Below are 21,921 nucleotides of genomic sequence, written 5' to 3' on the forward strand. Positions count from 1 at the left end.
AGCACCCCGTTCAGCCGGTCGCTGTCGGCGCCTTGCGGGTCGATGCGGCGACCAGTGTATCGAGCGGAATGCCGAGCTGATCAGGCCGAGCTGCTGTTCGATCTCGGCAATCGCGCAGGGTGCTCGCAATTTTAGCCGTGGCTTATTTTGCGACACCCACCCGGGCTTGTGGCTTCTCAGCCGCGGCCCGCGCCACGATCGCCTCCAGCGGCTCTGGCCGGTGCAGGAAATAGCCTTGGCCATAGCCGACGCCCATGCCGACGAGGATCTCCAGCGCGCTTTTCCCCTCGACCTTCTCGGCCACGACGGCGCAGCCCATCGAGCGGGCGATGCCGGCGATTGCCGAGACGATCTCGCGGTCGAAGCGGCTGTCGGCGATGTGCTGGACGAAGGAGCCGTCAATCTTGATCGCATCGATAGGAAAGCGCCGCAGATATTCGAACGAGCTCATGCCGGCGCCGAAATCGTCGAGGCTGACACGGCAATGGCGCAGCCTTGCCCGGCGCACAAATTCCTCCGCTGCGTCGAAATTGGTGACAGCCGCGGTCTCGGTGATCTCGAAGCTGATTGCCGACGGCGGCGCGCCGTTCTCGGCGATCGCCGCGTCGACGAAATCCCAAAGCTGCGGATCGGAGAGCGTCTGCGCCGACAGGTTGAAGCCGAGCGAGACGGCGCCGGAGAGCATCGCCCTGCCATGGCGCGACAGCGCCGTGCGGATGATCCAGCGGTCGAGCCGGGCGGCAAGGCCGAAGCGTTCGGCCACCGGCATGAACTCGCCCGGCAAGATCAGCTTGCCGTTGCGCGCCTCGAGCCGCGCCAGTACCTCGACATGGCGGCTGTCTTGCCAAGGCCTGCCGAGGCGATGGATCTCCTGGCCGAACAGCTTCAACCGGCTGTCCTCCATGGCATCGACCAGATCGGCGGCAAGCCGCGCGGCGTTGAGGCCGCCGGCTCCGGAAGCTGTTTCGGCCGAGAACACGGCGAAGCGGTCGCGCCCGCCGGCTTTGGCGGCGTAGCAGGCATCGTCGGCGCAGGCGAGCGCATCGGTTACGGTCGTCCGGCGATCGCGCACGAAGGCGATGCCGATGCTGGCGGCTAGCCTGCGGGACGACACGGCGGAGCCGAGATCGGCGTCGCGCACCGCGGCGAGCACGGCACGCGCCAGCCGCTCGGCGCAAGCGTCGTTGCAGTTCGGAACCAGCAGCGCGAATTCGTCGCCGCCGAGGCGCGCGGCGTGCGCCGAAGGCGGCAGGCTGGCGCGGATGCCGCCGGCGACGCTCTTCAGCGCGATATCGCCCGCGGCATGGCCGGCATAGTCGTTCAGCGCCTTGAAGTAGTCGAGGTCGACATAGAAGACGGCAAGCGGCAGCCGGTCCGCCGCGCCGATGTTTTCGGCGAGCAGCCGGTCGAAGGCCGAGCGGTTCCACAGCCCGGTCAGCGCATCGTGATGGGCGGCGTAAGCGAGCTCCTCGGCGCGCTTCGTCTCGTCGGTGATGTCGCGTACCGTGCCGAGGATCTGGCCGGCCGAGCCGGCGCCGGCGATCAAACGCACCAGCGACTCGACATGGCGGACCGAGCCGTCGCGCCGGACGATACGGTATTGCGTGGCGGTGACGCTTTTCGAGCCCGGCGGCGGCAGATGCGCGCGCTCGGTGGCCTCCTTGTCGTCCGGGTGGAGATAGGTGTGCCAGAGATCGGCCGTCACCTCGTCGGTATCGCTGACCAGGCCGAAGATCTCCCTGGTGCGCGGGTCCCAATAGCTCTTGTTGGTGCCGATATCGTAGTGCCAGATGCCGGTGCCGCTGGCGGCGAGCGCGAGCCGCAAGCGAACATTGACCTGCTCAAGCGCGGCCTCGGCCTCCTTCTGCCTGGTGATATCGGTCTGCACGCCCATCAGGCGCAGCGGCTTGCCCTCGGCATCGCGCTCGACGATGCCGCCGCGGTCAAGCACCCAGACCCAGCGGCCGTCCTTGTGCTTCAGCCGTAGTTCCGTCTCGATCGACTCGGTGTCACCAGCGATATGGCGGTCGCCGCTCGCCAGTGCTCGCTCGCAGTCGTCGGGATGAGTGAGCTTCAGCCACAGATCGGAGGTATCGAGCTCGCCCTCGGCATAACCCAGCATCCTCCACCAGGTCGGCGAATAGTAGCAATCGCCCGTCGCGAGATTCCAGTCCCATAGGCCGAGCTGGGCGCGATCGAGCGCCAGCGCCCAGAATTCGCCGTTGCGTTTGTTGTCGTCCGCCATGCCCTCGTTCTTGCCGTCCCCGTTCGGGCATAGTGCATGAAAGCTGACAAGAAAGGGTTACTGGAGTGAAGCTGCCAATCTCCCCTTCTGGGTGCCCTTGGGGGGAGATGTCCGGCAGGGCAGAGAGCGCGAAGGATCGCGGCATTGATTAGCTCGATCAAGCCGGTGACCGATCGGCAGGCATCGCTCTTCGCTGAAAAAGTCGGGGGACAGCGCTCCCCTCTGCCCTGCCGGGCATCTCCCCAAAAACAATGGGCGATGCTAGCCGCCCGCCGCCAGCCTTCGCCTCACCACCGCCGCGTGGAAACGCGCGCCATGCAGCAGGCCTTCATCGTTGAAGTCGTAGGCCGGGTTGTGCAGCGGGGCGGAATTGCCGTTGCCGAGAAAGACGAAACAGCCGGGCACCTCGGTGAGGAAGCGGGCGAAATCCTCCGAGGCGGTCATCGGCTCGGCGGCGATGCCGACGGCATCGCCCGCCAGCACCGTTCGGGCCGCAGCAAGCACATCATCCACCAGCGCCGCGTCGTTGATCAAGGGCACGAACTCGCGCGTGTAAGTAACGTCAGATGCTACGTTATAGGCCTGCGCCGTGCCCTTCGGCGATGCGGCGCATCTCCTTCTCGATCGCCGCGCTCACCTCGGGCCGGAAACTGCGGCAGTCGCCAAGGATGCGGGCGAGGCCGGGCAGCGCGTTGCGGGTGCCGTCGGTGATGAGCTCGGTGACCGAGACGACGCCGATATCGACGGGGCTCAGGCGTCGCGAGACAATGGTCTGCAGGTTGACGACCAGCGCGCAGGCGGCAACCAGCGTCTCGCGAGCGTCGTGCGGCCTGGCGGCGTGGCCGCCCAAGCCTTTCAGCACGATCTCGAAATTGTCCTCGGCCGACATGATCGGACCGCTCCGGGTTTCGAAGTGGCCGATGGGCAGGCCCGGCATGTTGTGCAGCCCGAAGATTTCCTCGAAGGGAAAGCGTTCGATGAGCCCGTCTTCGATCATCGCAAGCGCGCCCCTGCCCCACTCCTCGGCCGGCTGGAAGATGAACCGCACCGTGCCGTCGAAGCCGCCTTCCTCCGCAAGCAGCTTCGCCGCGCCGAGCAGCATGGCGGTGTGACCGTCATGGCCGCAGGCATGCATGGTGCCCGGCGTCTGCGAGCGCCAGGCTTGGGTCCCTTGCTCGGCGATGCGCAGCGCATCCATGTCGGCGCGCAGCGCAATCGCGCGATTGCCGCTGCCCCTGGCCAGCGTGCCGACAACGCCGGTGCCGCCTATGCCTTCCGCGACTTCGAGCCCGAAGGCGCGAAGCTTCTCCGTCACGAAGGCGGCGGTGCGCTTTTCCTCGAAGCCGAATTCCGGGTGGGCGTGGAGGTCGCGCCGCCAGGCTGTCATCTCGCGATGCAGCTGCTGCTGGTCGAGTTCAGCCATCTTCTCTTCCCCAGCCCTCGTTCCAGGCGAGTGTTCCCGAAGTTGCGCTTCGTTTCCATCGATTCCGGAGGAAGCCCGCTTTCCTGAAAATCCTTCAGGCGATCTGCAGCTCCAGCTCCCGCGGCACCGCCCCGACCAGCTCGGTGTAACGGCCGGCGTCGGTCGCGCCTTCCGAATTGATGACGAGCACACGCGACGTCGCATCGAGCCCGAGAGCCGCGCGCATGCCCTTGTCTCCGGCTGCGCGGATCAGCCCTGCAAGCCCCGCGCCGCCGCTCTCGCCGGAAACGATGGCCGGATCGTTGCCCAGGGGCCGGGCCAGCCGGTTCATCACCGCGACCGCGTCGTCTTCGTCAACGGTCATGAAGGCATCGCCGACGCGGGACAGCACCCGCCAGGCGATCAGGGACGGCTCGGCGCATTCCAGCATCGCCATCACCGTCGACCGCTGAGGTGCGATCGTTACGGGACGGCCGGCCTCCACCGAGGCGTAGACGCAAGCCGAGCGCCTCGGCTCGACCACCACGGCCTTCGGCCGCCGCTCGCCGAGCAGAATCGCCATATAGCCGGCAAACGCCGCCGCAAAGCCGCCGACGCCTGCCTGCAGGAAGACGTGCGTCGGCGGTTCGGCCATATGACGCAGCGCCTCGCGCACGATCACCGTGTAGCCCTGCATGACAAGCCCCGGAATGCGCTCGTAGCCGCGCCAGGAGGTGTTGGAGACGATCTTCCAGCCGCGCTCGGCGCCGACCCGGGCGACCTCGCGGACCGCATGATCATAACCGCCCTCGACCTGCACGATCTCGGCGCCGAAGCGGGCGATGGCCGCCACGCGCTCGGCGCTGACGCCGGCATGGACGTAGATGACCGAACGCGCGCCAACGAGGCCCGCGCCTTGCGCGACCGATCGGCCATGGTTGCCATCGGTGGCGCAGCAGAAGGTCATCTGGGCGGCGATAGCGCGCAGCTTCGGATCGTTGATTTCGCAGATATCGACTTCGCGACCGAAGCGCTTGCCGGCCTCTTCCAGCACCAGCCGCATGACGGCATAGGCGCCGCCCAGCGCCTTGAAGCTGCCAAGGCCAAGACGCTGGCCCTCGTCCTTGACATGCAGTGCTGCGATGCCGAGGCCATTGGCGAGCGCCGGCAAGGCATAGAGAGGCGTTTCGGCATGGTCGTCGCGCGCCCTGAGATAATGCTCAGCCCGGTCGGCGCCCGCCAGGCCGAGGGCCTCGGCGTCGGCCGGCACCAGCGGCTGGTTGTGTTCGGGGCGCTGGTTGATGAGCAGCATGCTATTCTTTCTTCGATACACTGAACTTTTTTGACGCGCGCGAGAATCGCGCTGCCTAATCTGGCTAGTGATTGAAGTTTGTTTCGATCAGATGTCGCCGGATTCCCGCCTTGGTGGCACGCAACGTTTCGAGATGACTATTTTTGGTGGTGCTTCGCCTGGTAGCACCTGCCGTCGACAACCATAACGTTTGGTTCCGCGATCAGTCGGCTGCCAGCCGGGCGGCGACGCCAAGCAGGACATTGGCGCCGGCAACCAGCTCGTCGGCGGCGGTGGACTCGGCCGGATTGTGGCTGATGCCGCCCCGGCTCGGCACGAAGATCATCGCGGACGGCGCAATACGGGCAATCATCTGCGCGTCGTGCCCCGCGCCCGACGTCATGCGCCGGCAGGAGAGGCCGGCGGCTCTGGCGCCATCCTCGATCAGCGAGACGATGCCGGCATCGAACGTCACCGGCTCGAAGCGGGCCAGGCTTTCGGCATGGATGGTGACGCCGGCGCTTGCGGCAAGGTCGTCGAGGAAGGCGGCGAGCGCCGCTTCGGCTTCGCGAAGATGCATTTCGTTCGGATCGCGAAGGTCGATGGTGAAGATCGCCCGCGACGGGATGACGTTGATCGCGTTTGGCTCGAAAGCGATGGTGCCGACGGTGGCGACCGTGGGTGTCGGCGAGGCGCTGGCCCGGTCCGCGAGGAAGCTGATCACCCGCGCGGCGGCGACGCCGGCATCCTGGCGCATCGACATCGGCGTGGTGCCGGCATGGTTGGCCACGCCGTCGATGGTTATGCGCTGCCAGGAAATGCCCTGCAGGTTCTCGACCGCGCCGATGGCGATGCCCTCGCGCTCCAGCACCGGCCCCTGTTCGACATGCAGCTCGACATAGACATGCGGCTTGAGGAAGCCGGGCCGAGGTCGGCCGGCATAACCTATGCGCTCCAACTCCTTGCCCAGCACCGAGCCGTCGGTGCCGATCGAGGCCAGCGCCTCTTCGATATCCCGGCCGCCGGCAAAGACCAGCGAGCCCATCATATCAGGCGAATAGCGCACGCCCTCCTCATTGGTGAAGGCGGCAACAACAAACGGGCGCGCCGGCGCAAATCCTGCCTCCTTTAGGCTCTCGATCGCTTCGAGGCCGGCAAGCACGCCGTAGCAGCCGTCATAGATGCCGGCGTCGATCACCGTGTCGATGTGCGAGCCAAGCATCACCGGTTCCTGGCCGGCATCCGCGTCGCCCTGCCAGATGCCGAAGATGTTGCCGATGCGATCGATGGCGACGTCGAGCCCTGCCTCTTCCAGCCAACCGACAAGGCGGTCGCGGCCAAGCTTGTCCATGTCGGAGGCGGCGACGCGGACGAGCCGGCCCTGCGTATCGCGACCGAGGCTGCCGAGCTCCTCGATACGGCCAAGCAGGCGGTCGGCATTGATCGTCAGATTGCTCATGCCGGCTGCCTCGCCAGCGCAACCTCGTCCGGCGCCATCCCGACCAGCTCGGCATAGCGGCCGGGGTCGGTCGCGCCTTCGGAGTTGATGATGAGCACGCGCGACTGGGCATCGAGGCCGAGAGCCCCGCGCATCTTCTTGTCGCCGGCAGCGCGGATCAGCCCGGCGAGCCCCGCCCCGCCGCTCTCGCCGGAAACGATCGCCGGATCAGTGCCTGAAGGTCGCGCCAGGCGGTTCATCACCGAAACCGCGTCGTCCTCGTCCACGGTCATGAAAGCATCGCCGAGCCGCGACAGCACGCGCCAGGCTACGAGCGACGGCTCATAGCATTCGAGCATCGCCATCACCGTGGGCTTGCTGTGCGCGATCGCGACTGGACGCCCCGCCTTCGCGGTGGCGTAGACGCACGCCGCCCGCGCGGGCTCGACCACAATTGCCGCAGGGCGATCCTCGCCAAGCACGATGGCGAAATGGCCGGCCACCGCCGCGGCGAGGCCGCCGACGCCGGCCTGCAGGAAGACGTGGGTGGGCGACTTCGACAAGCGCCTCAGCGCTTCGCGCACGATAACCGTGTAGCCCTGCATCACCAGCCCCGGGATGCGCTCATAACCCGGCCAGGATGTGTCGGAGACGACGGTCCAGCCGCGCTCGGTGGCGACGCGGGCGGCTTCCCTGACCGACTGGTCGTAGTCGCCGGCGATGCGCACGATCTCGGCGCCGAAGCGGGCGATCGCCGCCACGCGTTCGTTGCTGACGCCCGAATGGAGGAAGATGACGGAGCGCGCACCGACCAGGCCGGCGCCCTGCGCTACCGAGCGTCCATGATTGCCGTCGGTCGCGCAGGCGAAGGTCATGCCCGAGGCAATCGCCTTCACGTCGGGCCCATGCAGTTCCGCAACATCGATGGCACGGCCGAGCCGTTTCCCAGCCTCTTCCAGCACCAGTCGGATGACGGCGTAGGCGCCGCCCAGCGCCTTGAAGCTGCCGAGGCCGAGGCGCTTGCCCTCATCCTTGACATACAGCGAGCCGACGCCGAGTTCGCCGGCCAGCGCCGGCAAGGCATGCAGCGGCGTCTCGGCATGGTTGTCGCGTGCGGCCAGGAAGCGCTCGGCCTCGGCGGCTCCGGCTAGCCCAAGCGTCGCGGCGTCTTCATCGGTCAGCGGCTGGCGATGGCTCGGGTGGTGGTTGAGCAGGAACATGGATCGGCTTTCTCTGTCTTGTTGGCTGAAATTTATTGCAAGTCCAGTGAGAAAGGCGCTCTGTTTCGGCACCTGAAATGCAAGTTTGTTTCGTTTAGATGCCTGTCATGTCCATTTTGCCCGACCTCGACGCCTTCGACCGCGCCATCCTCGCCATCCTGCAGAAGGACAACAGCACGCCCCAGCGCATTATCGGCGAGACGGTGAACCTCTCGGCGCCGGCCGTGCAGCGGCGCATCAAGCGCATGGAGGAAATGGGCGTCATCCGCGCCAATGTCGCGCTGGTCGATCCGGCCAAGGTCGGCCATCCGATCACGATCTTCGTGGAGGTCGAGGTGGAGAGCGAGCGGGCCGAGCTGATCGACGCCGCCAAGCGCGGCTTCGCCGCGGTGCCGGAAGTGCAGCAATGCTATTACGTGACCGGCGAGGCCGACTTCATCCTGGTCGTCACCGTGGCGACGATGGCCGACTACGAGGCGCTGACCCGGCGATTGTTTTTTGAGAACAACAACGTCAGGCGGTTTCGCACGTTCGTTGCGATGGATCGGGTGAAGGTCGGGCTGGAGGTGCCCGTGGCCGCACCTCACTCAACATGATCCCTCCGGGCATTTCGTATCGCGGCATGATACTCTGCGCTTGATCTCGCAGACGTATCATGCAAAGATACGTTGCGAGGGGCAGTGGATCATACGTTCGTTCACAGACAAGACCACTGAAGCGATTTCGACAGGCAAAGCTCCGAAAGGATTTCCGGCAGATCTCATTCGTGTCGCTCAGCGGAAACTGTTCATGCTGGACAACGCAGCCGAACTGGCCGACCTCAAAGTCCCACCGGGAAATCGGCTTGAAGCGCTGAAGGGCGATCGCGCCGGTCAGTACTCAATCCGTATCAACGACCAATTTCGTGTTTGCTTTCGGTGGACCGATGGAGGAGCGGACAATGTGGAGATCACCGACTACCATTAGCTAAACCAACCAGCTCTGTCCGACAGGAGCGGAACCTATGATCAACCTCGATAAGCCTATTCATCCCGGCGAGATATTGCGGGCCGAGTTCCTTGAGCCACTCGACCTGAAGCCCTACACCCTGGCGAAAAAGCTTCACGTCCCACGTACCCGTATCGAGCGCCTCGCCAACGAGACCACGCCCGTTACGCCGGACACCGCTCTGCGTCTCGCCAAATTCTTTGGCACCACGCCACAGTTCTGGATGAACATGCAAGCCAGTTACGACCTGGCCGTGGAGGGCGCGTCGCTGCAGGAAGAGCTCAAGGAAATTAAACGGTTCGAGGCGGCTGCTTAAGAGCTCTTGCCGCGCTCCCTTCCCAGCAACCGCGCATAGATCTCCCCCACGATCCCGCGCCGGAAGATCAGCACGCAGACCATGAAGATCACGCCGGTCGCTATCGTCACCGGGAAGCCGGAGGTGGCAAGCGTGTTCTCGAGGCCGACGACTAGACCGGCGCCGACCACCGGGCCGACCATGGTGCCGATGCCGCCAAGAAGCGTCATCAGGATGACCTCGCCCGACATCTGCCAGGTGACGTCGGTGAGGGTCGCGAACTGGAAGACGATCGCCTTCACCGCGCCGGCGAGGCCGGCAAGGGCCGCCGACATGACGAAGGCGGCGAGCTTGTAGCGGCCGACGGAATAGCCGAGCGAAATGGCACGGTTCTCGTTCTCACGGATCGAGCGCAGGATCATGCCGAAGGGCGAGTTGACGATGCGCCAGATGGCGAAAAGGCCTATCAGGAAGATGGCGAGCACGAAGAAATACATGTTCATCGGCACGTTGAGGTCGAGCATGCCGAAGAGATGGCCGCGCGGCACGCCCTGGATGCCGTCCTCGCCTTCGGTGAAGGGCGCCTGCACGCAGAAGAAATAGAACATCTGCGCCATCGCCAGCGTGATCATGGCGAAATAGATGCCTTGCCGGCGGATGGCGAGGAAGCCGACGACGAGGCCCATGCCTGCCGCGCCCGCAGTGCCGAGCAGGATGCCGGCCTCCGGCGGCCAGCCCCAGGCTTTCACCGCATAGGCGCAGAAATAGGCGGCGCCGCCAAAGAAGGCGGCGTGGCCGAAGGAAAGCAGCCCGGTGTAGCCGAGGAGCAGGTTGAAGGCGCAGGCGAACAACGCGAAGCACAGCATCTTCATGACGAAGATCGGATAGATGACGAAGGGGGCGGCGAGGAGCGCCATGATCCCCAGCGCCACAAGCGCCCGTTCCAGCCGGACGGAGGCAGCGGCGCGCTCTGCGTGAAGGGTCGCCTCGCTCATCTTACGCGTCCCTTCCGAACAGGCCCGCGGGGCGGAGCAAAAGCACGATCGCCATGATGACGAAGACCACCAGGTTCGAGGCCTCCGGATAGAAAACTTTGGTCAGGCCCTCGGCGAGGCCGAGCATGTAGCCGGTGACGATGGCGCCGAGGATCGAGCCCATGCCGCCGACCACGACGACGGCAAAGACGACGATGATGAGGTCCGATCCCATCAGCGGGCTGACCTGGTAGACGGGCGCCGCAAGGATGCCGGCCAGCCCGGCAAGTGCTGCGCCCAGCCCATAAGTGAGCGTCAGCAGCAGCGGCACGTTGACGCCGAAAGCCTGCACCAGCTCGGGGTTCTCCGTGGCGGCGCGCAGATAGGAGCCGAGCCTGGTCTTTTCGATCAGCAGCCAGGTGCCGATGCAGACGATGAGCGAGGCCACCACCACCCAGCCGCGGTAATTGGGCAGGAACATGAAGCCGAGATTGGTGCCCCCGGCAAGCAGGGTCGGCACCGCGTAAGGATTGCCGGAGACGCCATAATAGAAGCGGAACACGCCTTCGATGACCAGCGCAAGGCCGAAGGTGAAAAGCAGGCCATAGAGCGGGTCGAGCCGGTAGAGCCGCGACAGCGCTACACGCTCCACCACGATGCCGAACAGGCCCACGGCCAAAGGCACGATGATCAGCGCCGGCCAGTAGCCGATGCCGAGATGGACGAGCAGCAGATAGCCGATGAAGGCGCCGAACATATACAGCGCGCCATGGGCGAAGTTGATGATGCGCAAGAGCCCGAAGATGACGGCCAGCCCGAGGCTGAGCATGGCGTAAAAAGAGCCGTTGATCAGGCCGACAAGCAGTTGGCCGAGCAAGGCTTGGATGGGGATGCCGAAGATCATGGTCATTTGGCCATCATACCCCCAGCACCTCGTGCAGTTTGTCGGTGTGCGCGGAAAGCTGGCCGACCGGGAAACCTTCCACCACCTTGCCGTGATCCATCAGGTAGAAGCGATCGGCGATGCGGGCGGCGAAGCGGAAATTCTGCTCGACCAAAAGGATGGTCATGCCGCGCTTCTTCAGCGCCGCCAGCAATTCGCCGATGCGCTGGACGATTACCGGCGCCAGGCCCTCGGTCGGCTCGTCGAGCAAAAGCATTTCGACGCCGGTTCTCAGGATGCGGGCGATCGCCAGCATCTGCTGCTCGCCGCCGGAAAGCTTCGTGCCCTGGCTGTTGCGACGTTCCTTGAGGTTGGGGAAGAGCTCGAATATCTCCTCCACGCTCATGCCGCCCTTGGCCACCACCGGCGGCAGGATCAGATTCTCGTCGACGGTGAGCGTGGCGAAGATGCCGCGCTCCTCCGGCACGAAGCCGATGCCCTGATGGGCGACGCGGTGCAACGGCAGGCGGATCAGGTCCTTGCCGTTGAAAGTGACGGAGCCTGTCCGCTTGCGGATCAGGCCCATGATGGCGCGCAGCGTCGTCGTCTTGCCGACGCCGTTGCGGCCAAGCAGCGTCACCGTCTCGCCGCGCAGGACTTCGAGGTTGACGCCGTGCAGCGCATGGCCCTCGCCGTACCAGGCATGAAGGTCGCGCACGGCAAGCAGCGGCTCACTCATGCTCGGTCCCCATATAGGCGACGCGCACGCGCTCGTCCTGGCTCACCGTCGCGTAGTCGCCGGCGGCAAGCACCTGGCCGCGCTGCATGACGGTGATCCAGTCGCAGAGATCGGCAACGACGGTGAGGTTGTGCTCGACCATCAGCACGGCGCGGTCTTTCGCCAGCGAGCGGATGATGCCTGAGATCGTGCCGACATCCTCATGCCCCATGCCGGCCATCGGCTCGTCGAGCAGCAGAACTTTTGGATCGAGCGCCAGCGTGGTGGCGATTTCCAGCACACGCTTCCTGCCATAGGAGAGATCGCCCGCCAGCCGATGCGCGGCGTCGTCGAGCCCGACGATGGCGAGCAGCTCGCGCGCCCGGGGCGTCAGCTGGTCCAGCGCCGAGACCGGGCGCCAGAACTGATAGCCCAGCCCGCCCGGACGCTGCAGCGCGACGCGCACATTGTCGAGCACGCTGAGATGCGGAAAGATCGCCGATATCTGGAAGGAGCGTACAAGCCCCATGCGCGCCACCCTGGCCGGCGGCGTGCGGGTGATGTCGGTGCCGAGCAGCTGGATGGTGCCGCTGGTCGGCTGCAGGAATTTGGTCAACAGGTTGAAGATGGTGGTCTTGCCGGCGCCATTCGGGCCGATCAAGGCATGGATCCTGCCGTGATGGACGTCGAGATCGACGTCCTTCACGGCGACGAATCCGGCGAAGTCGCGCCGCAAGCCGCGGGCGGAAAGCACCACCCGCGGCGTCTGGTCGATGCCGTCCCGGCGGACGGCGGTGGCGGTGTCGAGCGTCACTTGCTGACGAGCGGGCAGCCGCTGTCCTCGGCTTTCATGAAGGCCTTGTCGCCGGGAATGGTCGCCAGGTAGGTGTAGTAGTCCCAGTCCTTCTTGCTCTCCTCCGGCTTCTTGACCTGGTAGAGATACATGTCGTGCACCATCGAGCCGTCGGCCTGCACCTTGCCGTTCACCGTGAACACGTCGTTGACCGGCATCTCATGCAATTGCTTGGCTACCGCTTCGGTCTCGTCGGTGCCGGCCTTGTCGATGGCCTTCAGATACTGCGTCACCGCCGAATAGGTGCCTGCCTGGACCATGTTGGGCATGCGGTTGGTGCGCTTGAAGAAGCGCTGCGCGAAATCGCGGCTCACATCGTCGCGGTCCCAGTAATAGCCTTCCGTCAGCACCACCCCCTGCGCCGCCTGCAGGCCAAGGCCATGCACTTCGGCCAGCGTGAAGAGCAGCGCCGCCAGCCGCTGGCCGCCGGCGACGATGCCGAATTCGGCCGCCTGCTTGATCGAGTTCGAGGTGTCGAGGCCGGCATTGGCTAGGCCGATGATCTTGGCGCCGGAGGACTGCGCCTGCAGCAGGAAGGAGGAATAGTCGGTGGAGCCAAGCGGATAGCGCACCTCGCCCAGCACCTTGCCACCACTGGATTCCACGAGCTTGGCGGTCTGGTCCTTCAGCGAATAGCCGAATGCATAGTCGACGGTGATGAAATACCAGCTGTCGCCGCCCTGCTGCACCAGCGCGCCGCCAGTGCCGACTGCTTGGGAGTGGGTGTCATAGGCCCAGTGGAAACCATAGGGCGAGCACTGCTTGCCAGTGAGGTCGGTGGAGGCGGCGCCGGTGACGATGTCGATCTTCTTCTTTTCCTTGGAAAGCCCCTGGACGGCGAGCGCGACGGAAGACGTGGTGAGCTCCATGATCGCGTCGACCTGCTCGGTGTCGTACCACTGGCGCGCGATGTTGGAGGCGATGTCCGGCTTGTTCTGGTGGTCGGCGCTGACGATCTCGATCGGCGCGCCCTGCACCTTGCCGCCGAAATCCTCGACTGCCATCTTGGCGGCCTCTACCGACCATTTGCCGCCGAAATCGGCATAGACGCCGGACTGGTCGTTCAAGATGCCGATCTTGACCTTGCCGTCCGAGATTTCGCCAGCCGCCGCCGGCATTGCGGATGCCGCAATGAGCGCGGCGGAGACGAGATAGGATGCTTTCACTGGTAGTTCCTCCCTTGTGGTCAACCACGGGAAACGCGGCGGACCTCGCAATGGTTCAACAGTTCCGTCGGATTGTGGATTGAGGCCTCGATCCCGCCTGCCACTCCTATTCTTGCGGGCCTGCTCCTTTGCGGCTGGGCCGCCGTGCGCCTTGGGTGCACGGGCGCGAGCCTAGCATCACATTTCGCTGGCCGGGAATGCTATTTTCGTAGCATGCGGATGGGTTGGGGGCAGCATGGTGTCCCTTCACCAGGGCAGCCGCTTGCCATCGCTAAAAAGCCGCCGGTCGGACCGTCGGGCAAGGTTGCGGCGCAGACGATGCCGGCCGCGCCTTGCGCGACGGGGCGGCCGCCGGCACCGCCCATGTCGCGACCCAGCCGGGGCAGGTCGAATTGACCAGCAAGCGCCCCCTCCCCGCCAGACACAATCCGGAAACAAGATTCAACAGCCCGGAAAAACTCGCGAAAAGACCGGCTGTCATAAGCGGCACCGGAGCAGCCGAACTACGGCCAGCGACAACCTGATATCGATCTTCGAAAAAGGAATGCCGACTTATGAAAAAGACCCTTCTCTCCGTTCTCGGCCTGGCGGTCGCGCTTGCTTTCGCGGTGCCGGCGCTCGGCACTACCGAAGCCAACGCTGCCGCGACCACGACGGCTGCGACCACGACGACCACCGCGGCTCCGGCTGCGGCCACCGAGACGGCCAAGCCGGACGCCAACGGCCCGCACAAGAAGCATGTCAAGCACCATCGCCGTCACGCCCGCAAGCATCACGTGAAGAAGCACTCGAAGCATCACGCCAAGAAGCATCATGTGAAGCACCACACCAAGAAGCGTACCCACAAGAAGCACGGCAAGAAGCTCGCCGCATAAGGCGCGTCGCCGGCTTTTGGCTTTTCAGCAATTGGCCAAAAACTTCATGACCGGATGATCCCGGACCGCTTCAACAGGGTTCGGGATCATCGCTTCCCGGAAACGCCGTCCCTCAAAGGCGGCGTTTTTGCTTACCAGGTCGCTGGCGCGGTCGTCCGGTCCGGATCGTGCCTTACTTCTTCTGCGGATAGATCGTCTCGCCGCGCTTCAGCATTTCGACGAACGTCTCGATCTTCTTCTTGCGCCCCGCCTCGGTCTTCATGTTGTGGACGCGGAAGGCGAGCGCGAAACGGTTCTGCGCCGAAAGCTTTGCCAGCATCGCTTTGGCCTTCGGTTCGGCATCGATCGCGGCCTGCAGGTCGGGCGGAAATGTCATCTCTTTCGAGCCGCCATAGGCGCGGTCCCAGCGGCCATCGGCTTTGGCCGCCTCGACTTCGCGCAGGCCATGCTCCGTCATGCGGCCCTCTTCGATCAAGCGCGCGACGTTGTCGACGTTGATCCTGCTCCAGATGCTCTTCCTGCCGCGCGGCGTGTAGCGCTGCAGAAAGCTCTTCTCGTCGAGCGACTTGCGCACCGCATCGATCCAGCCGAAGCAGAGCACGACGTCGATCGCTTCCTTCGGCGTGATCGAAGCAAGGCCAGAGCCGACCTTGTGGATCTTGATCCAGACCTCGCTTTCGCCGGCCTGGTTTTGGCTGAGCCAGGCGTAGAAGCTTTCGGCGTCCGAGAACTCGTGGACCTTGCTCGGGTCGACCTTGATGGGGGCCATCGGTGTTCCTTCTTGCCTGAGCCGAGGCTCCGATCTCCCCCTTTGTTGGGGAGACGGCCGGCAGACCAGAGGGCGCGCTGTCCCGCCAGCCCTGTCGAGACGCCGCCGCCTTAGCTTATACTCGTGGGAATTTAAGGCCGCGTTTCTTCGCGCCCCCCTGCCCTGCCTGGTTGAATTATCAAAGCCGCGCCAGCCAACCATCGGACTCTCCGATAACACTATCGGTTTCTTCCGTTTCCGCTCCGCCGGCCGGCCTGCCACATCACCGTCCATGCAAAAGAAAGGCATGGACATGGACGAGACAAAAATCCTGATCGTCGGCGGCAGTTCGGGCATGGGGCTGGCGCTTGCCAGGCGCTGCCTCGCCGAAGGCTCCGGCGTCATCATCGCCGGGCGCAATGCAGCGAGGCTGAACGCCGCGCGCGATGAGCTCGGCTGCCCGGCCGCGCTGGAAGCGGCGGTGGTCGACATCAGCCGCGAGGCCGAGGTCGCGGCGCTGTTCGCGCGCATCGGCGGGCTCGAGCATATCGTCAGCACGGCGGCCGACATCGAAGGCGCCTACCGGCTTTTGCCCGAGATCGAGCTTTCGGTGGCGCAAAAAGTTGTCGACAGCAAGTTCTACGGGCCGCTGCTGTTGGCCAAGCATGGCGCGCCGAAACTTTCGGCCAATGGTTCGCTCACCTTCGTCTCCGGCATTGCCGCCTACCGCCCGGCCGCGCGCGGCTCGGTGGTCGCGGCCGTCAACGCCGGGCTCGAAGGGCTGGTGCGGGCCTTGGCCATCGAGCTGGCGCCGATCCGCGTCAATGCCGTCTCGCCCGGCTGGGTCGACACGCCGATCTGGCAATTCGTTGCCGGCGATGCGAAGGACGAGACGCTTGCCGCGATGGCGAAGCGCCTGCCGGCGGGACGGGTCGGACGGCCGGAAGACATTGCGGACGCGATCCGCTTCCTGATGGGCAACGGCTTTACGACGGGAACGACGCTGCATGTCGAGGGCGGGCAGCGGCTGGTCTGACGAGCGCGAAGTTTTCGCCCATCGCCGCGAGCAAGAGCTTCAGCGCCGGCGGCTGGACGCGCCGGCGCCGCCAGATCATGACCAGCTCCGCCGAGCGGATCGGGCCCGGCCATGCGATCTCGGCCACCTCGCCGCGATCGAGCGCGGCAGCGACCGCCAGCCGCGGAACAAGGCCGAAGCCGGCGCCGGCCGCCACCAGGCCGGCGATGGCGTCAATGCTGCCAGCCTCGGCCGCGAGCTTCGGTCCGCCGAGGCCCGCCTCGGTGAAGGCCGTGTCGATCATGGCGCGGTAGACGCATCCGGTTTCGGTGGCGACGAAACGCTTTTCGGCAAGCTCCGCCAGATCGACATCCGCCCGGTTCTCGCCCGGCGGCGCGATCAGCACCAGCGGCTCGGCCGCGACGGGGCGCCTGGCGAAGCGCTCGTCGGGCTCGCTGGCGCCCGGTCTGTCGAAGCAGAAGGCGACGTCGATCCCGCCCTCTCCCAGCCTGCGGCGCAACTCGCCGCTGCCTGCGATTTTCAGCCTGATGTCGATGTCGGGATGAACGGCCTGGAAATCGGCGAGCCAGCCGGGAAGTTTTGCCGAAGCGATCGTCTCGAGCGCGCCGATCGACAGGCTGCCGGCCGTCTCGGCCTTGGTGGCATCGATGGCGGCCCGGGCGTCGTCGGCGAGCGCCAGCAATTCCTCGGCGTAAGCTTGCAGCGCCTCGCCGGCCGGGGTCAGGTCCAGCCCTTGCCGCGACCGTGTGAACAGCGTCGCGCCCAGCTCGGCCTCGAGCGACTGGATCTGGTCGCTGACGCTCGACTGCGCGAGATTGAGCTCGCCCGCCGCGCGCGTGACGTTGCGTGTGCGCGCGACCGCGAGAAAGGTCTTCAGCAGCCTTGGATGCACGTTACTGCAGCTGCGGCTTCTTGAGGAAGGAGTTGCGGTCGGCCGATTTTACGCGAAGCCAGGTCTCACGGCCGTCGCGCACGACGCGCAACGGAATTTCCGCGCCGGCCGGGTTCTGCCAGAGTTTTCGATAGAAGTCGGCGAGACCGTCAACCTCGCCGTCGCGCACGTCGGAGATGATGTCGCCTTGGCGAAGGCCAGCCTTTGCCGCGGGACCACCTTCGGCGACGCTCATCACCACCACCATGCCGTTCGACTCCGCCGAGAAGGCGCCGAGCCACGGGCGCGGCGGCTTGGCGACCTGGCCGCGCTTGACCAGATCGTCGAGGATCGGCGTCAGAAGGTCGATCGGCACGATCATGTTGATGTCGGCAACCTCGCCGGCACGGCTCATCTGCAGGCGCAGCGAGCCGACGCCGAGCAGCTTGCCGTCACGGTCGAACAGCGCAGCACCACCCCACGAGGGATGCGCCGGCGCGGTGAAGATCGCCTCGTCGATGAGATATTCCCAATAGCCGGCGAATTCCTGCTTGGTGACGATGTGGGCGTCGACCTGCTGGCCGATGCCGTCGGCAAGCGTCACGGCGTCGCCGATATTGGCCTTCCTGGCATTGCCGAACTTGACTGCCGGCAGCCCGAGCGGCGCCAGCGCCTGCACCAGGCCGAAGCCGGTCTCCTGGTCATAGGCCAGCGCATGCGCCGCAACCACGCGGCCGTCCTGGTCGGTCAGCCAGACCTCCTCGGCCTCGGTGATGAGATAGCCGATGGTGAGAACCAGCCCGCTGTCGCGGATCACCACGCCGCTGCCCTCGCGGCGCGTGCCCAGCGCATTGGCGGTAAAGGCGTCGTCCGGAACCGTGGCGCGCACGGCCACGACGGAGCGCGAGATTTTTTCGATGGTCATCGTCGATCCTGAATTACGGGTCTTTTTCTATAAGTATGGCCAAAGGGACGCGGTGCAAGGGCATCTGTCCCTGAGGGAGAAGGCGGGGCGCTGCTGGCCCAAGCATTAGTTCAACGAAATTTGAACTTTTTTCTTTGACGCCCGCGCAACCGCACCTAAATCTTGCAACGAACCCCGCATCCCGCCCACAGCAACAAGGCCTCCCGAGATGAACCAGTACAACCCGCCGAAAGTCTGGACCTGGAACAAGCCGAGTGGCGGCACCTTCGCCTCCATCAACCGGCCAGTCGCCGGGCCGACGCATGAGAAGGAATTGCCTGTCGGCAAGCATCCGCTGCAGCTCTATTCGCTGGCCACGCCCAACGGCCAGAAGGTGACGATCATGCTGGAGGAGTTGCTGGCGCGCGGCCACAAGGGCGCCGAATACGACGCCTGGCTGATCCGCATCAATGACGGCGACCAGTTCGGCTCGGGCTTCGTCGAGGTCAACCCGAACTCCAAGATCCCGGCGCTGATGGACCGCAGCGAGCCGAAGCCGGTGCGCGTGTTCGAGTCGGGCTCGATCCTCACCTATCTGGCGGAAAAATTCGGCGAGTTTCTGCCGACGGAGCGTGCAGCGCGGGCCGAAACCTTCTCGTGGCTGTTCTGGCAGATGGGCTCGGCGCCCTATCTCGGCGGCGGCTTCGGGCATTTTTACGCCTATGCGCCGGAGAAGATCGAATACGCCATCGACCGCTTCGCCATGGAAACCAAGCGGCAGATGGACGTGCTGGATCGGCGGCTGGCCGAAAGCGAGTATCTCGCCGGGCCGGATTACACCATCGCCGACATGGCGGTCTGGCCCTGGTATGGCGGGCTCGCCAAAGGCCGCAGCTACAACGATGCCGCGCAGTTCCTCGCCGTGCATGAATATAAGCACGTGCAGCGCTGGGCCGATGCGATCGACGCCAGGCCGGCGGTAAGGCGCGGCCGCATGGTCAACCGCATCTCCGGCGATCCGGCCTATCAGTTGCACGAGCGCCACGACGCCAGCGATTTCGAGACGAAGACGCAGGACAGGTTGCAAGCGGCGGAGTGAGCTGATCTCCCCCCTTGCGGCGGAGATGGCCGGCAGGCCAAAGCGGGTCGATGCGCGTGGAGCGCCGACGCCCGACGAACAATAAGAGGGCAAGTTGGCGCATCGTGTGCGCCGACCCCCTCTGTCGCCTTCGGCGACATCTCCCCCTCAAGGGCCCTCAAGGGGGGAAGATCAGCTACCTCCCGTAGGTATACGTCACACTGGCCTCCGCCAGCGCCTGGCTCTTCGCCGCGACCGACACCATTTCGGGTGAGGGATTTTCCGGCGTGCGCAGCTTCGCCTCACTCAGCGCATAGAGCGTGAAGACGTAGTGGTGCGTGCCGCTGCCGGGCGGCGGACATGGGCCGAAATAGCCGGCGCGACCGACGCCGCCCGTGCCGGAAACCGTGCCCTTCGGCAGGCGCTTGCCGCCTTTGGAGCCGGCGCCTTCGGCGAGGCCCTTGGCGCTTGCCGGGATGTTCCAGACAAGCCAATGCCAGAATCCCTTGCCGTCGTTGGCATCGGGATCGAACATGGTGAGCGCGTAGCTCCTGGTGCCCGCCGGCGGGTCCTTCCAGCCAAGCGCGATCGAGACGCTCCTGCCGCCGCATCCGGGCTTGTCGCCGAGATATTTTGCGTCCCACTTGTCGTTGGAGACCGACGGGCTGGAGATCTCGAAGGCAGATGCCTGGGTGGCGAAGGCGGCGAGGGCAAGTCCAATCAGGCCGAGGCGCGAAGTCATAGCTTCACTCCTTCTACTTGGATTGCACAAAGTCTATCCGAAAGGCGCGCCGGAGCCGAGCAACTTTGCGTGACGGCCGGCAGGCGCCGGAGCTGCCGATTTCCCCCACAAGGAGGCGTCCCGGAGCACTGCCGATGAGCCTGTCACGCGCGGCGGCGAGTCCATACTATCCCCCTCTCGCCAACGCGGGGCGACCCGATTTGTTCTTGCCGGCCCTTCCTAAAAGTGCCGCCACCCGATCTCGCCGTTAGGCCAACAGAGCTATGCGGTTCTTCACGAATTTTTTCAGCCGGAACATCCCCTGGAAAGCTCCGTTGGAAACTTAGTCAACGATGCAAACCAATGGAGATTTCCTGATGATGAAGAAGATTCTCGCAGCTTCCGTTCTTACCCTGGCGCTCGCGACCTCGGGCGCCATGGCTCAGACAGCCGGTGCAAGCGGCGACGCCAGCGGCAGCGTTTCAGGCGGCGTCTCGGGCACGACTGGCGGCGCCTCGGGCAGTGCGACGGGCGGTGCCACGGTCACCACGCCGGCAACCCCTGGCACGGATACGACCACCACGAATTCCACGAATTCCATGAATTCCACGAATTCGACGAACCAGCCGGCCGGTATGCAGGATCGCTGCAAGGATACGGGCGCTAACGATACCGAGAACAACATGGCCAGCGGCAATACGACCTCGAACATGCAGAACTGCAACAAGTAGCGCCGGATCGCCGACACAAAAAAGCCCCGCCGGTGGAAGCCGTCGGGGCTCTTTCGTTGAGGCCTTGAAGGTGGGACTTCGCTGCCTGCCGATCCAGGGGGTGTTGGATCGGCCGCGACCCTAGCCGAAGAATCGGCGTGGCTATAATCACGGCTGCGCACTACCAATCACGCCTGCGCGAGAAGGAGGTGATAGCCGGCTGTCGATCTTTCTTTGAGGGAAGAGCGGCTAGCTCAGCAGCTTCGCCAATCGCGGCACGCCCTCGCCCACCGCGCGGTCGTCGGCCAGCGTGAAGGACATGCGCAGCGTGTTGCGGCCGGTGCCGTCGGCGTAAAAGGCGTTGCCCGGCACGAAGGCGACGCGCGCCTCCTGCACCGAACGCGCCAGCAACGCTGTGGCGTCAGTGCCTTCGGGCAGCGTCAGCCAGACGAACATGCCGCCTTCCGGCCGGCTCCAGGAAATGCCGTCCGGCATGTTTTCCTCGAGCGCGCCGAGCAGCGCGTCGCGGCGACGGCGATAGGCACCGATCAGCTTCTCCACCTGGGCGTCGAAGATGGTCTCGGCAACGCGATGCATGACCATCTGGTTGATCGACGGGCTGTGCAGATCGGAGGCCTGTTTCATCAGCACCAGCTTTTCCACCACATGGCGCGGGGCGCAGACCCAGCCGACGCGCATGCCTGGGGACAGGATCTTGGAGAAGGAGCCGCAATAGAGCGTGCGGGCATTGTCGATGCCGCCCGAGCGGGCGCAATCCAGCGCCAGGATCGGCGGCACCGCCGCGCCGTCATAGCGCAGCGCCCGGTAGGCGGCGTCCTCGATGACGGCGATGTCGAGCTCGCCGGCGAGGTCGAGCACCGCCTCGCGCTGCTTGCTATCCAGCGTGTTGCCGGTCGGGTTGGCGAAATCCGGCACCAGATAGGCGAATTTCACTTTGCCGCCGTTAGCCGCGGCGGCCGCGCGATAGGCGTCCGGCGTCATGTTGCCGCCGGCGGTGTTCAGCCGGTCGTAACGCGGCTCGTAGGCGTTGAAGGCTTGCAGCGCGCCGAGATAGGTCGGCCAGGTGACCAGCGCGGTGTCGCCGGGCGACAGAAACAGCTTGCCGAGATAGTCGAGCGCCTGCTGCGAGCCGGAGGTGATGAAGATGTTGCCCTCGTCGCATCGAATGCCGAGCCTGCCCATATAGGCGGCCAACCATTTGCGCAGCGGCAGAAAACCTTCGCTGACCTGGTATTGCAGCGCGGCCCCCGCTTCCGCGCCGCCGAGCACGGCCCGATAGGCGTCGCCGATGGCCTCGGCCGGAAACAGCGAGGCATCGGGAATACCGCCGGCGAACGAGATGATGTCGGGCTGATCGAGCAGCTTCAGGAGCTCGCGGATTTCCGAGGCCTTCATGCGCGAGGAGCGCGAGGCCAGAAGGTTCAACAGGGTCAAAGCGCACCTCCCGCAGTGCTTCGTTCAGGGTTTTAGCATTTAGGTCAGCTT

21 protein-coding genes and 1 pseudogene are annotated in these 21,921 nt (G+C 65.2%); 7 read left to right on the top strand and 15 right to left on the bottom strand.

Annotated features, from left to right (window positions below; translation table 11 throughout):
* Positions 1–142 precede the first annotated feature (142 nt).
* The 5 genes and pseudogenes from CK224_RS29640 to CK224_RS29660 form a co-directional block, all read right to left on the bottom strand.
* Positions 143–2,245, bottom strand: a complete 2,103-nt coding sequence (locus CK224_RS29640; protein ID WP_095784245.1) for an EAL domain-containing protein — start codon at positions 2,243–2,245, stop codon at positions 143–145.
* A 261-nt stretch (positions 2,246–2,506) separates the two neighbouring features.
* Positions 2,507–3,668 (bottom strand): annotated as a pseudogene (locus CK224_RS29645) (M20 aminoacylase family protein).
* 94 nt (positions 3,669–3,762) lie between these two features.
* Positions 3,763–4,959 carry a diaminopropionate ammonia-lyase gene (locus CK224_RS29650; protein ID WP_095778263.1) on the bottom strand — a complete coding sequence of 399 codons (1,197 nt, stop codon included), beginning with the start codon at positions 4,957–4,959 and terminating at the stop codon, positions 3,763–3,765.
* Positions 4,960–5,161: 202 nt separating this feature from the next.
* Positions 5,162–6,397 (bottom strand): Zn-dependent hydrolase, encoded by a 1,236-nt coding sequence (locus CK224_RS29655; RefSeq protein WP_095784246.1) that lies wholly within the window; start codon positions 6,395–6,397, stop codon positions 5,162–5,164.
* On the bottom strand, positions 6,394–7,596 hold the full coding sequence (locus tag CK224_RS29660; RefSeq protein ID WP_095784247.1) for a diaminopropionate ammonia-lyase: 1,203 nt from the start codon (positions 7,594–7,596) through the stop codon (positions 6,394–6,396). Before CK224_RS29660 ends, CK224_RS29655 begins: the two co-directional genes overlap by 4 nt.
* Positions 7,597–7,703: 107 nt before the next feature.
* Here CK224_RS29660 and CK224_RS29665 point away from each other — a divergent pair, with 107 nt between their 5' ends.
* From CK224_RS29665 to CK224_RS29675, 3 genes are all read left to right on the top strand, one after another.
* Positions 7,704–8,192 (top strand): Lrp/AsnC family transcriptional regulator, encoded by a 489-nt coding sequence (locus CK224_RS29665; RefSeq protein WP_095784248.1) that lies wholly within the window; start codon positions 7,704–7,706, stop codon positions 8,190–8,192.
* Positions 8,193–8,280: 88 nt separating this feature from the next.
* Positions 8,281–8,562, top strand: a complete 282-nt coding sequence (locus CK224_RS29670) for a type II toxin-antitoxin system RelE/ParE family toxin (RefSeq protein ID WP_095778392.1) — start codon at positions 8,281–8,283, stop codon at positions 8,560–8,562.
* Positions 8,563–8,599: 37 nt separating this feature from the next.
* A complete protein-coding gene (locus CK224_RS29675; RefSeq protein WP_067322571.1) occupies positions 8,600–8,899 on the top strand; it encodes a HigA family addiction module antitoxin in 300 nt (99 codons plus the stop codon).
* Here CK224_RS29675 and CK224_RS29680 read toward each other — a convergent pair.
* Genes CK224_RS29680 through CK224_RS29700 form a run of 5 tightly spaced genes read right to left on the bottom strand, consistent with a single transcriptional unit; the run spans position 8,896 to position 13,472 of the window.
* Positions 8,896–9,873 (bottom strand): branched-chain amino acid ABC transporter permease, encoded by a 978-nt coding sequence (locus tag CK224_RS29680; RefSeq protein WP_095784249.1) that lies wholly within the window; start codon positions 9,871–9,873, stop codon positions 8,896–8,898. The genes CK224_RS29675 and CK224_RS29680 overlap by 4 nt on opposite strands.
* Before the next feature lies 1 nt (position 9,874).
* A complete protein-coding gene (locus tag CK224_RS29685; protein ID WP_066998448.1) occupies positions 9,875–10,762 on the bottom strand; it encodes a branched-chain amino acid ABC transporter permease in 888 nt (295 codons plus the stop codon).
* A 7-nt stretch (positions 10,763–10,769) separates the two neighbouring features.
* Complete coding sequence (locus CK224_RS29690; protein ID WP_095784250.1) at positions 10,770–11,474, bottom strand: ABC transporter ATP-binding protein; 705 nt, start codon at positions 11,472–11,474, stop codon at positions 10,770–10,772.
* Complete coding sequence (locus CK224_RS29695) at positions 11,467–12,267, bottom strand: ABC transporter ATP-binding protein (protein WP_245426319.1); 801 nt, start codon at positions 12,265–12,267, stop codon at positions 11,467–11,469. Before CK224_RS29695 ends, CK224_RS29690 begins: the two co-directional genes overlap by 8 nt.
* Positions 12,264–13,472 (bottom strand): ABC transporter substrate-binding protein, encoded by a 1,209-nt coding sequence (locus CK224_RS29700; protein ID WP_066998453.1) that lies wholly within the window; start codon positions 13,470–13,472, stop codon positions 12,264–12,266. The genes CK224_RS29695 and CK224_RS29700 overlap by 4 nt, the downstream gene beginning before the upstream one ends.
* Before the next feature lie 554 nt (positions 13,473–14,026).
* Between CK224_RS29700 and CK224_RS29710 the strand changes: the two genes are divergently transcribed.
* Positions 14,027–14,347 carry a hypothetical protein gene (locus tag CK224_RS29710; RefSeq protein WP_095778258.1) on the top strand — a complete coding sequence of 107 codons (321 nt, stop codon included), beginning with the start codon at positions 14,027–14,029 and terminating at the stop codon, positions 14,345–14,347.
* Positions 14,348–14,519: 172 nt separating this feature from the next.
* Here the strand turns inward: CK224_RS29710 and CK224_RS29715 are convergent, their stop codons facing one another.
* On the bottom strand, positions 14,520–15,116 hold the full coding sequence (locus CK224_RS29715; protein WP_095784251.1) for a YdeI/OmpD-associated family protein: 597 nt from the start codon (positions 15,114–15,116) through the stop codon (positions 14,520–14,522).
* A gap of 286 nt (positions 15,117–15,402) precedes the next feature.
* Here CK224_RS29715 and CK224_RS29720 point away from each other — a divergent pair, with 286 nt between their 5' ends.
* A complete protein-coding gene (locus CK224_RS29720; RefSeq protein WP_095784252.1) occupies positions 15,403–16,131 on the top strand; it encodes an SDR family oxidoreductase in 729 nt (242 codons plus the stop codon).
* On the opposite strand, the gene CK224_RS29725 is transcribed toward CK224_RS29720, so the two are convergent.
* On the bottom strand, positions 16,082–17,023 hold the full coding sequence (locus CK224_RS29725) for a LysR family transcriptional regulator (protein WP_095784253.1): 942 nt from the start codon (positions 17,021–17,023) through the stop codon (positions 16,082–16,084). The genes CK224_RS29720 and CK224_RS29725 overlap by 50 nt on opposite strands.
* Before the next feature lies 1 nt (position 17,024).
* Complete coding sequence (locus CK224_RS29730) at positions 17,025–17,927, bottom strand: S1C family serine protease (protein ID WP_095778255.1); 903 nt, start codon at positions 17,925–17,927, stop codon at positions 17,025–17,027.
* Positions 17,928–18,135: 208 nt separating this feature from the next.
* On the opposite strand from CK224_RS29730, the gene yghU reads away from it, so the two are divergent.
* Positions 18,136–19,005 (top strand): glutathione-dependent disulfide-bond oxidoreductase, encoded by an 870-nt coding sequence (gene yghU, locus CK224_RS29735; RefSeq protein ID WP_095778254.1) that lies wholly within the window; start codon positions 18,136–18,138, stop codon positions 19,003–19,005.
* Positions 19,006–19,180: 175 nt separating this feature from the next.
* Here the strand turns inward: yghU and CK224_RS29740 are convergent, their stop codons facing one another.
* Complete coding sequence (locus CK224_RS29740; protein ID WP_095784254.1) at positions 19,181–19,726, bottom strand: YbhB/YbcL family Raf kinase inhibitor-like protein; 546 nt, start codon at positions 19,724–19,726, stop codon at positions 19,181–19,183.
* Between the two features lie 356 nt (positions 19,727–20,082).
* Between CK224_RS29740 and CK224_RS29745 the strand changes: the two genes are divergently transcribed.
* A complete protein-coding gene (locus CK224_RS29745) occupies positions 20,083–20,436 on the top strand; it encodes a hypothetical protein (RefSeq protein WP_095784274.1) in 354 nt (117 codons plus the stop codon).
* 228 nt (positions 20,437–20,664) lie between these two features.
* On the opposite strand, the gene CK224_RS29750 is transcribed toward CK224_RS29745, so the two are convergent.
* Positions 20,665–21,831 (bottom strand): PLP-dependent aminotransferase family protein, encoded by a 1,167-nt coding sequence (locus tag CK224_RS29750; RefSeq protein WP_176478058.1) that lies wholly within the window; start codon positions 21,829–21,831, stop codon positions 20,665–20,667.
* Positions 21,832–21,921 lie beyond the last annotated feature (90 nt).

It is taken from the genome of Mesorhizobium sp. WSM3862 (genome assembly GCF_002294985.1).
In the GTDB taxonomy this organism is placed as follows: domain Bacteria; phylum Pseudomonadota; class Alphaproteobacteria; order Rhizobiales; family Rhizobiaceae; genus Mesorhizobium.

Excerpts from the sequence above, each read along its gene's own strand:
- CK224_RS29640 (WP_095784245.1), bottom strand. The coding sequence starts at position 2,245 with ATGGCGGACGACAACAAACGCAACGGCGAATTCTGGGCGCTGGCGCTC.
- CK224_RS29650 (WP_095778263.1), bottom strand. The coding sequence starts at position 4,959 with ATGCTGCTCATCAACCAGCGCCCCGAACACAACCAGCCGCTGGTGCCG.
- CK224_RS29655 (WP_095784246.1), bottom strand. The coding sequence starts at position 6,397 with ATGAGCAATCTGACGATCAATGCCGACCGCCTGCTTGGCCGTATCGAG.
- CK224_RS29660 (WP_095784247.1), bottom strand. The coding sequence starts at position 7,596 with ATGTTCCTGCTCAACCACCACCCGAGCCATCGCCAGCCGCTGACCGAT.
- CK224_RS29665 (WP_095784248.1), top strand. The coding sequence starts at position 7,704 with ATGTCCATTTTGCCCGACCTCGACGCCTTCGACCGCGCCATCCTCGCC.
- CK224_RS29675 (WP_067322571.1), top strand. The coding sequence starts at position 8,600 with ATGATCAACCTCGATAAGCCTATTCATCCCGGCGAGATATTGCGGGCC.
- CK224_RS29680 (WP_095784249.1), bottom strand. The coding sequence starts at position 9,873 with ATGAGCGAGGCGACCCTTCACGCAGAGCGCGCCGCTGCCTCCGTCCGG.
- CK224_RS29685 (WP_066998448.1), bottom strand. The coding sequence starts at position 10,762 with ATGACCATGATCTTCGGCATCCCCATCCAAGCCTTGCTCGGCCAACTG.
- CK224_RS29690 (WP_095784250.1), bottom strand. The coding sequence starts at position 11,474 with ATGAGTGAGCCGCTGCTTGCCGTGCGCGACCTTCATGCCTGGTACGGC.
- CK224_RS29710 (WP_095778258.1), top strand. The coding sequence starts at position 14,027 with ATGAAAAAGACCCTTCTCTCCGTTCTCGGCCTGGCGGTCGCGCTTGCT.
- CK224_RS29715 (WP_095784251.1), bottom strand. The coding sequence starts at position 15,116 with ATGGCCCCCATCAAGGTCGACCCGAGCAAGGTCCACGAGTTCTCGGAC.
- CK224_RS29720 (WP_095784252.1), top strand. The coding sequence starts at position 15,403 with ATGGACATGGACGAGACAAAAATCCTGATCGTCGGCGGCAGTTCGGGC.
- CK224_RS29730 (WP_095778255.1), bottom strand. The coding sequence starts at position 17,927 with ATGACCATCGAAAAAATCTCGCGCTCCGTCGTGGCCGTGCGCGCCACG.
- yghU (WP_095778254.1), top strand. The coding sequence starts at position 18,136 with ATGAACCAGTACAACCCGCCGAAAGTCTGGACCTGGAACAAGCCGAGT.
- CK224_RS29740 (WP_095784254.1), bottom strand. The coding sequence starts at position 19,726 with ATGACTTCGCGCCTCGGCCTGATTGGACTTGCCCTCGCCGCCTTCGCC.
- CK224_RS29745 (WP_095784274.1), top strand. The coding sequence starts at position 20,083 with ATGATGAAGAAGATTCTCGCAGCTTCCGTTCTTACCCTGGCGCTCGCG.
- CK224_RS29750 (WP_176478058.1), bottom strand. The coding sequence starts at position 21,831 with ATGAAGGCCTCGGAAATCCGCGAGCTCCTGAAGCTGCTCGATCAGCCC.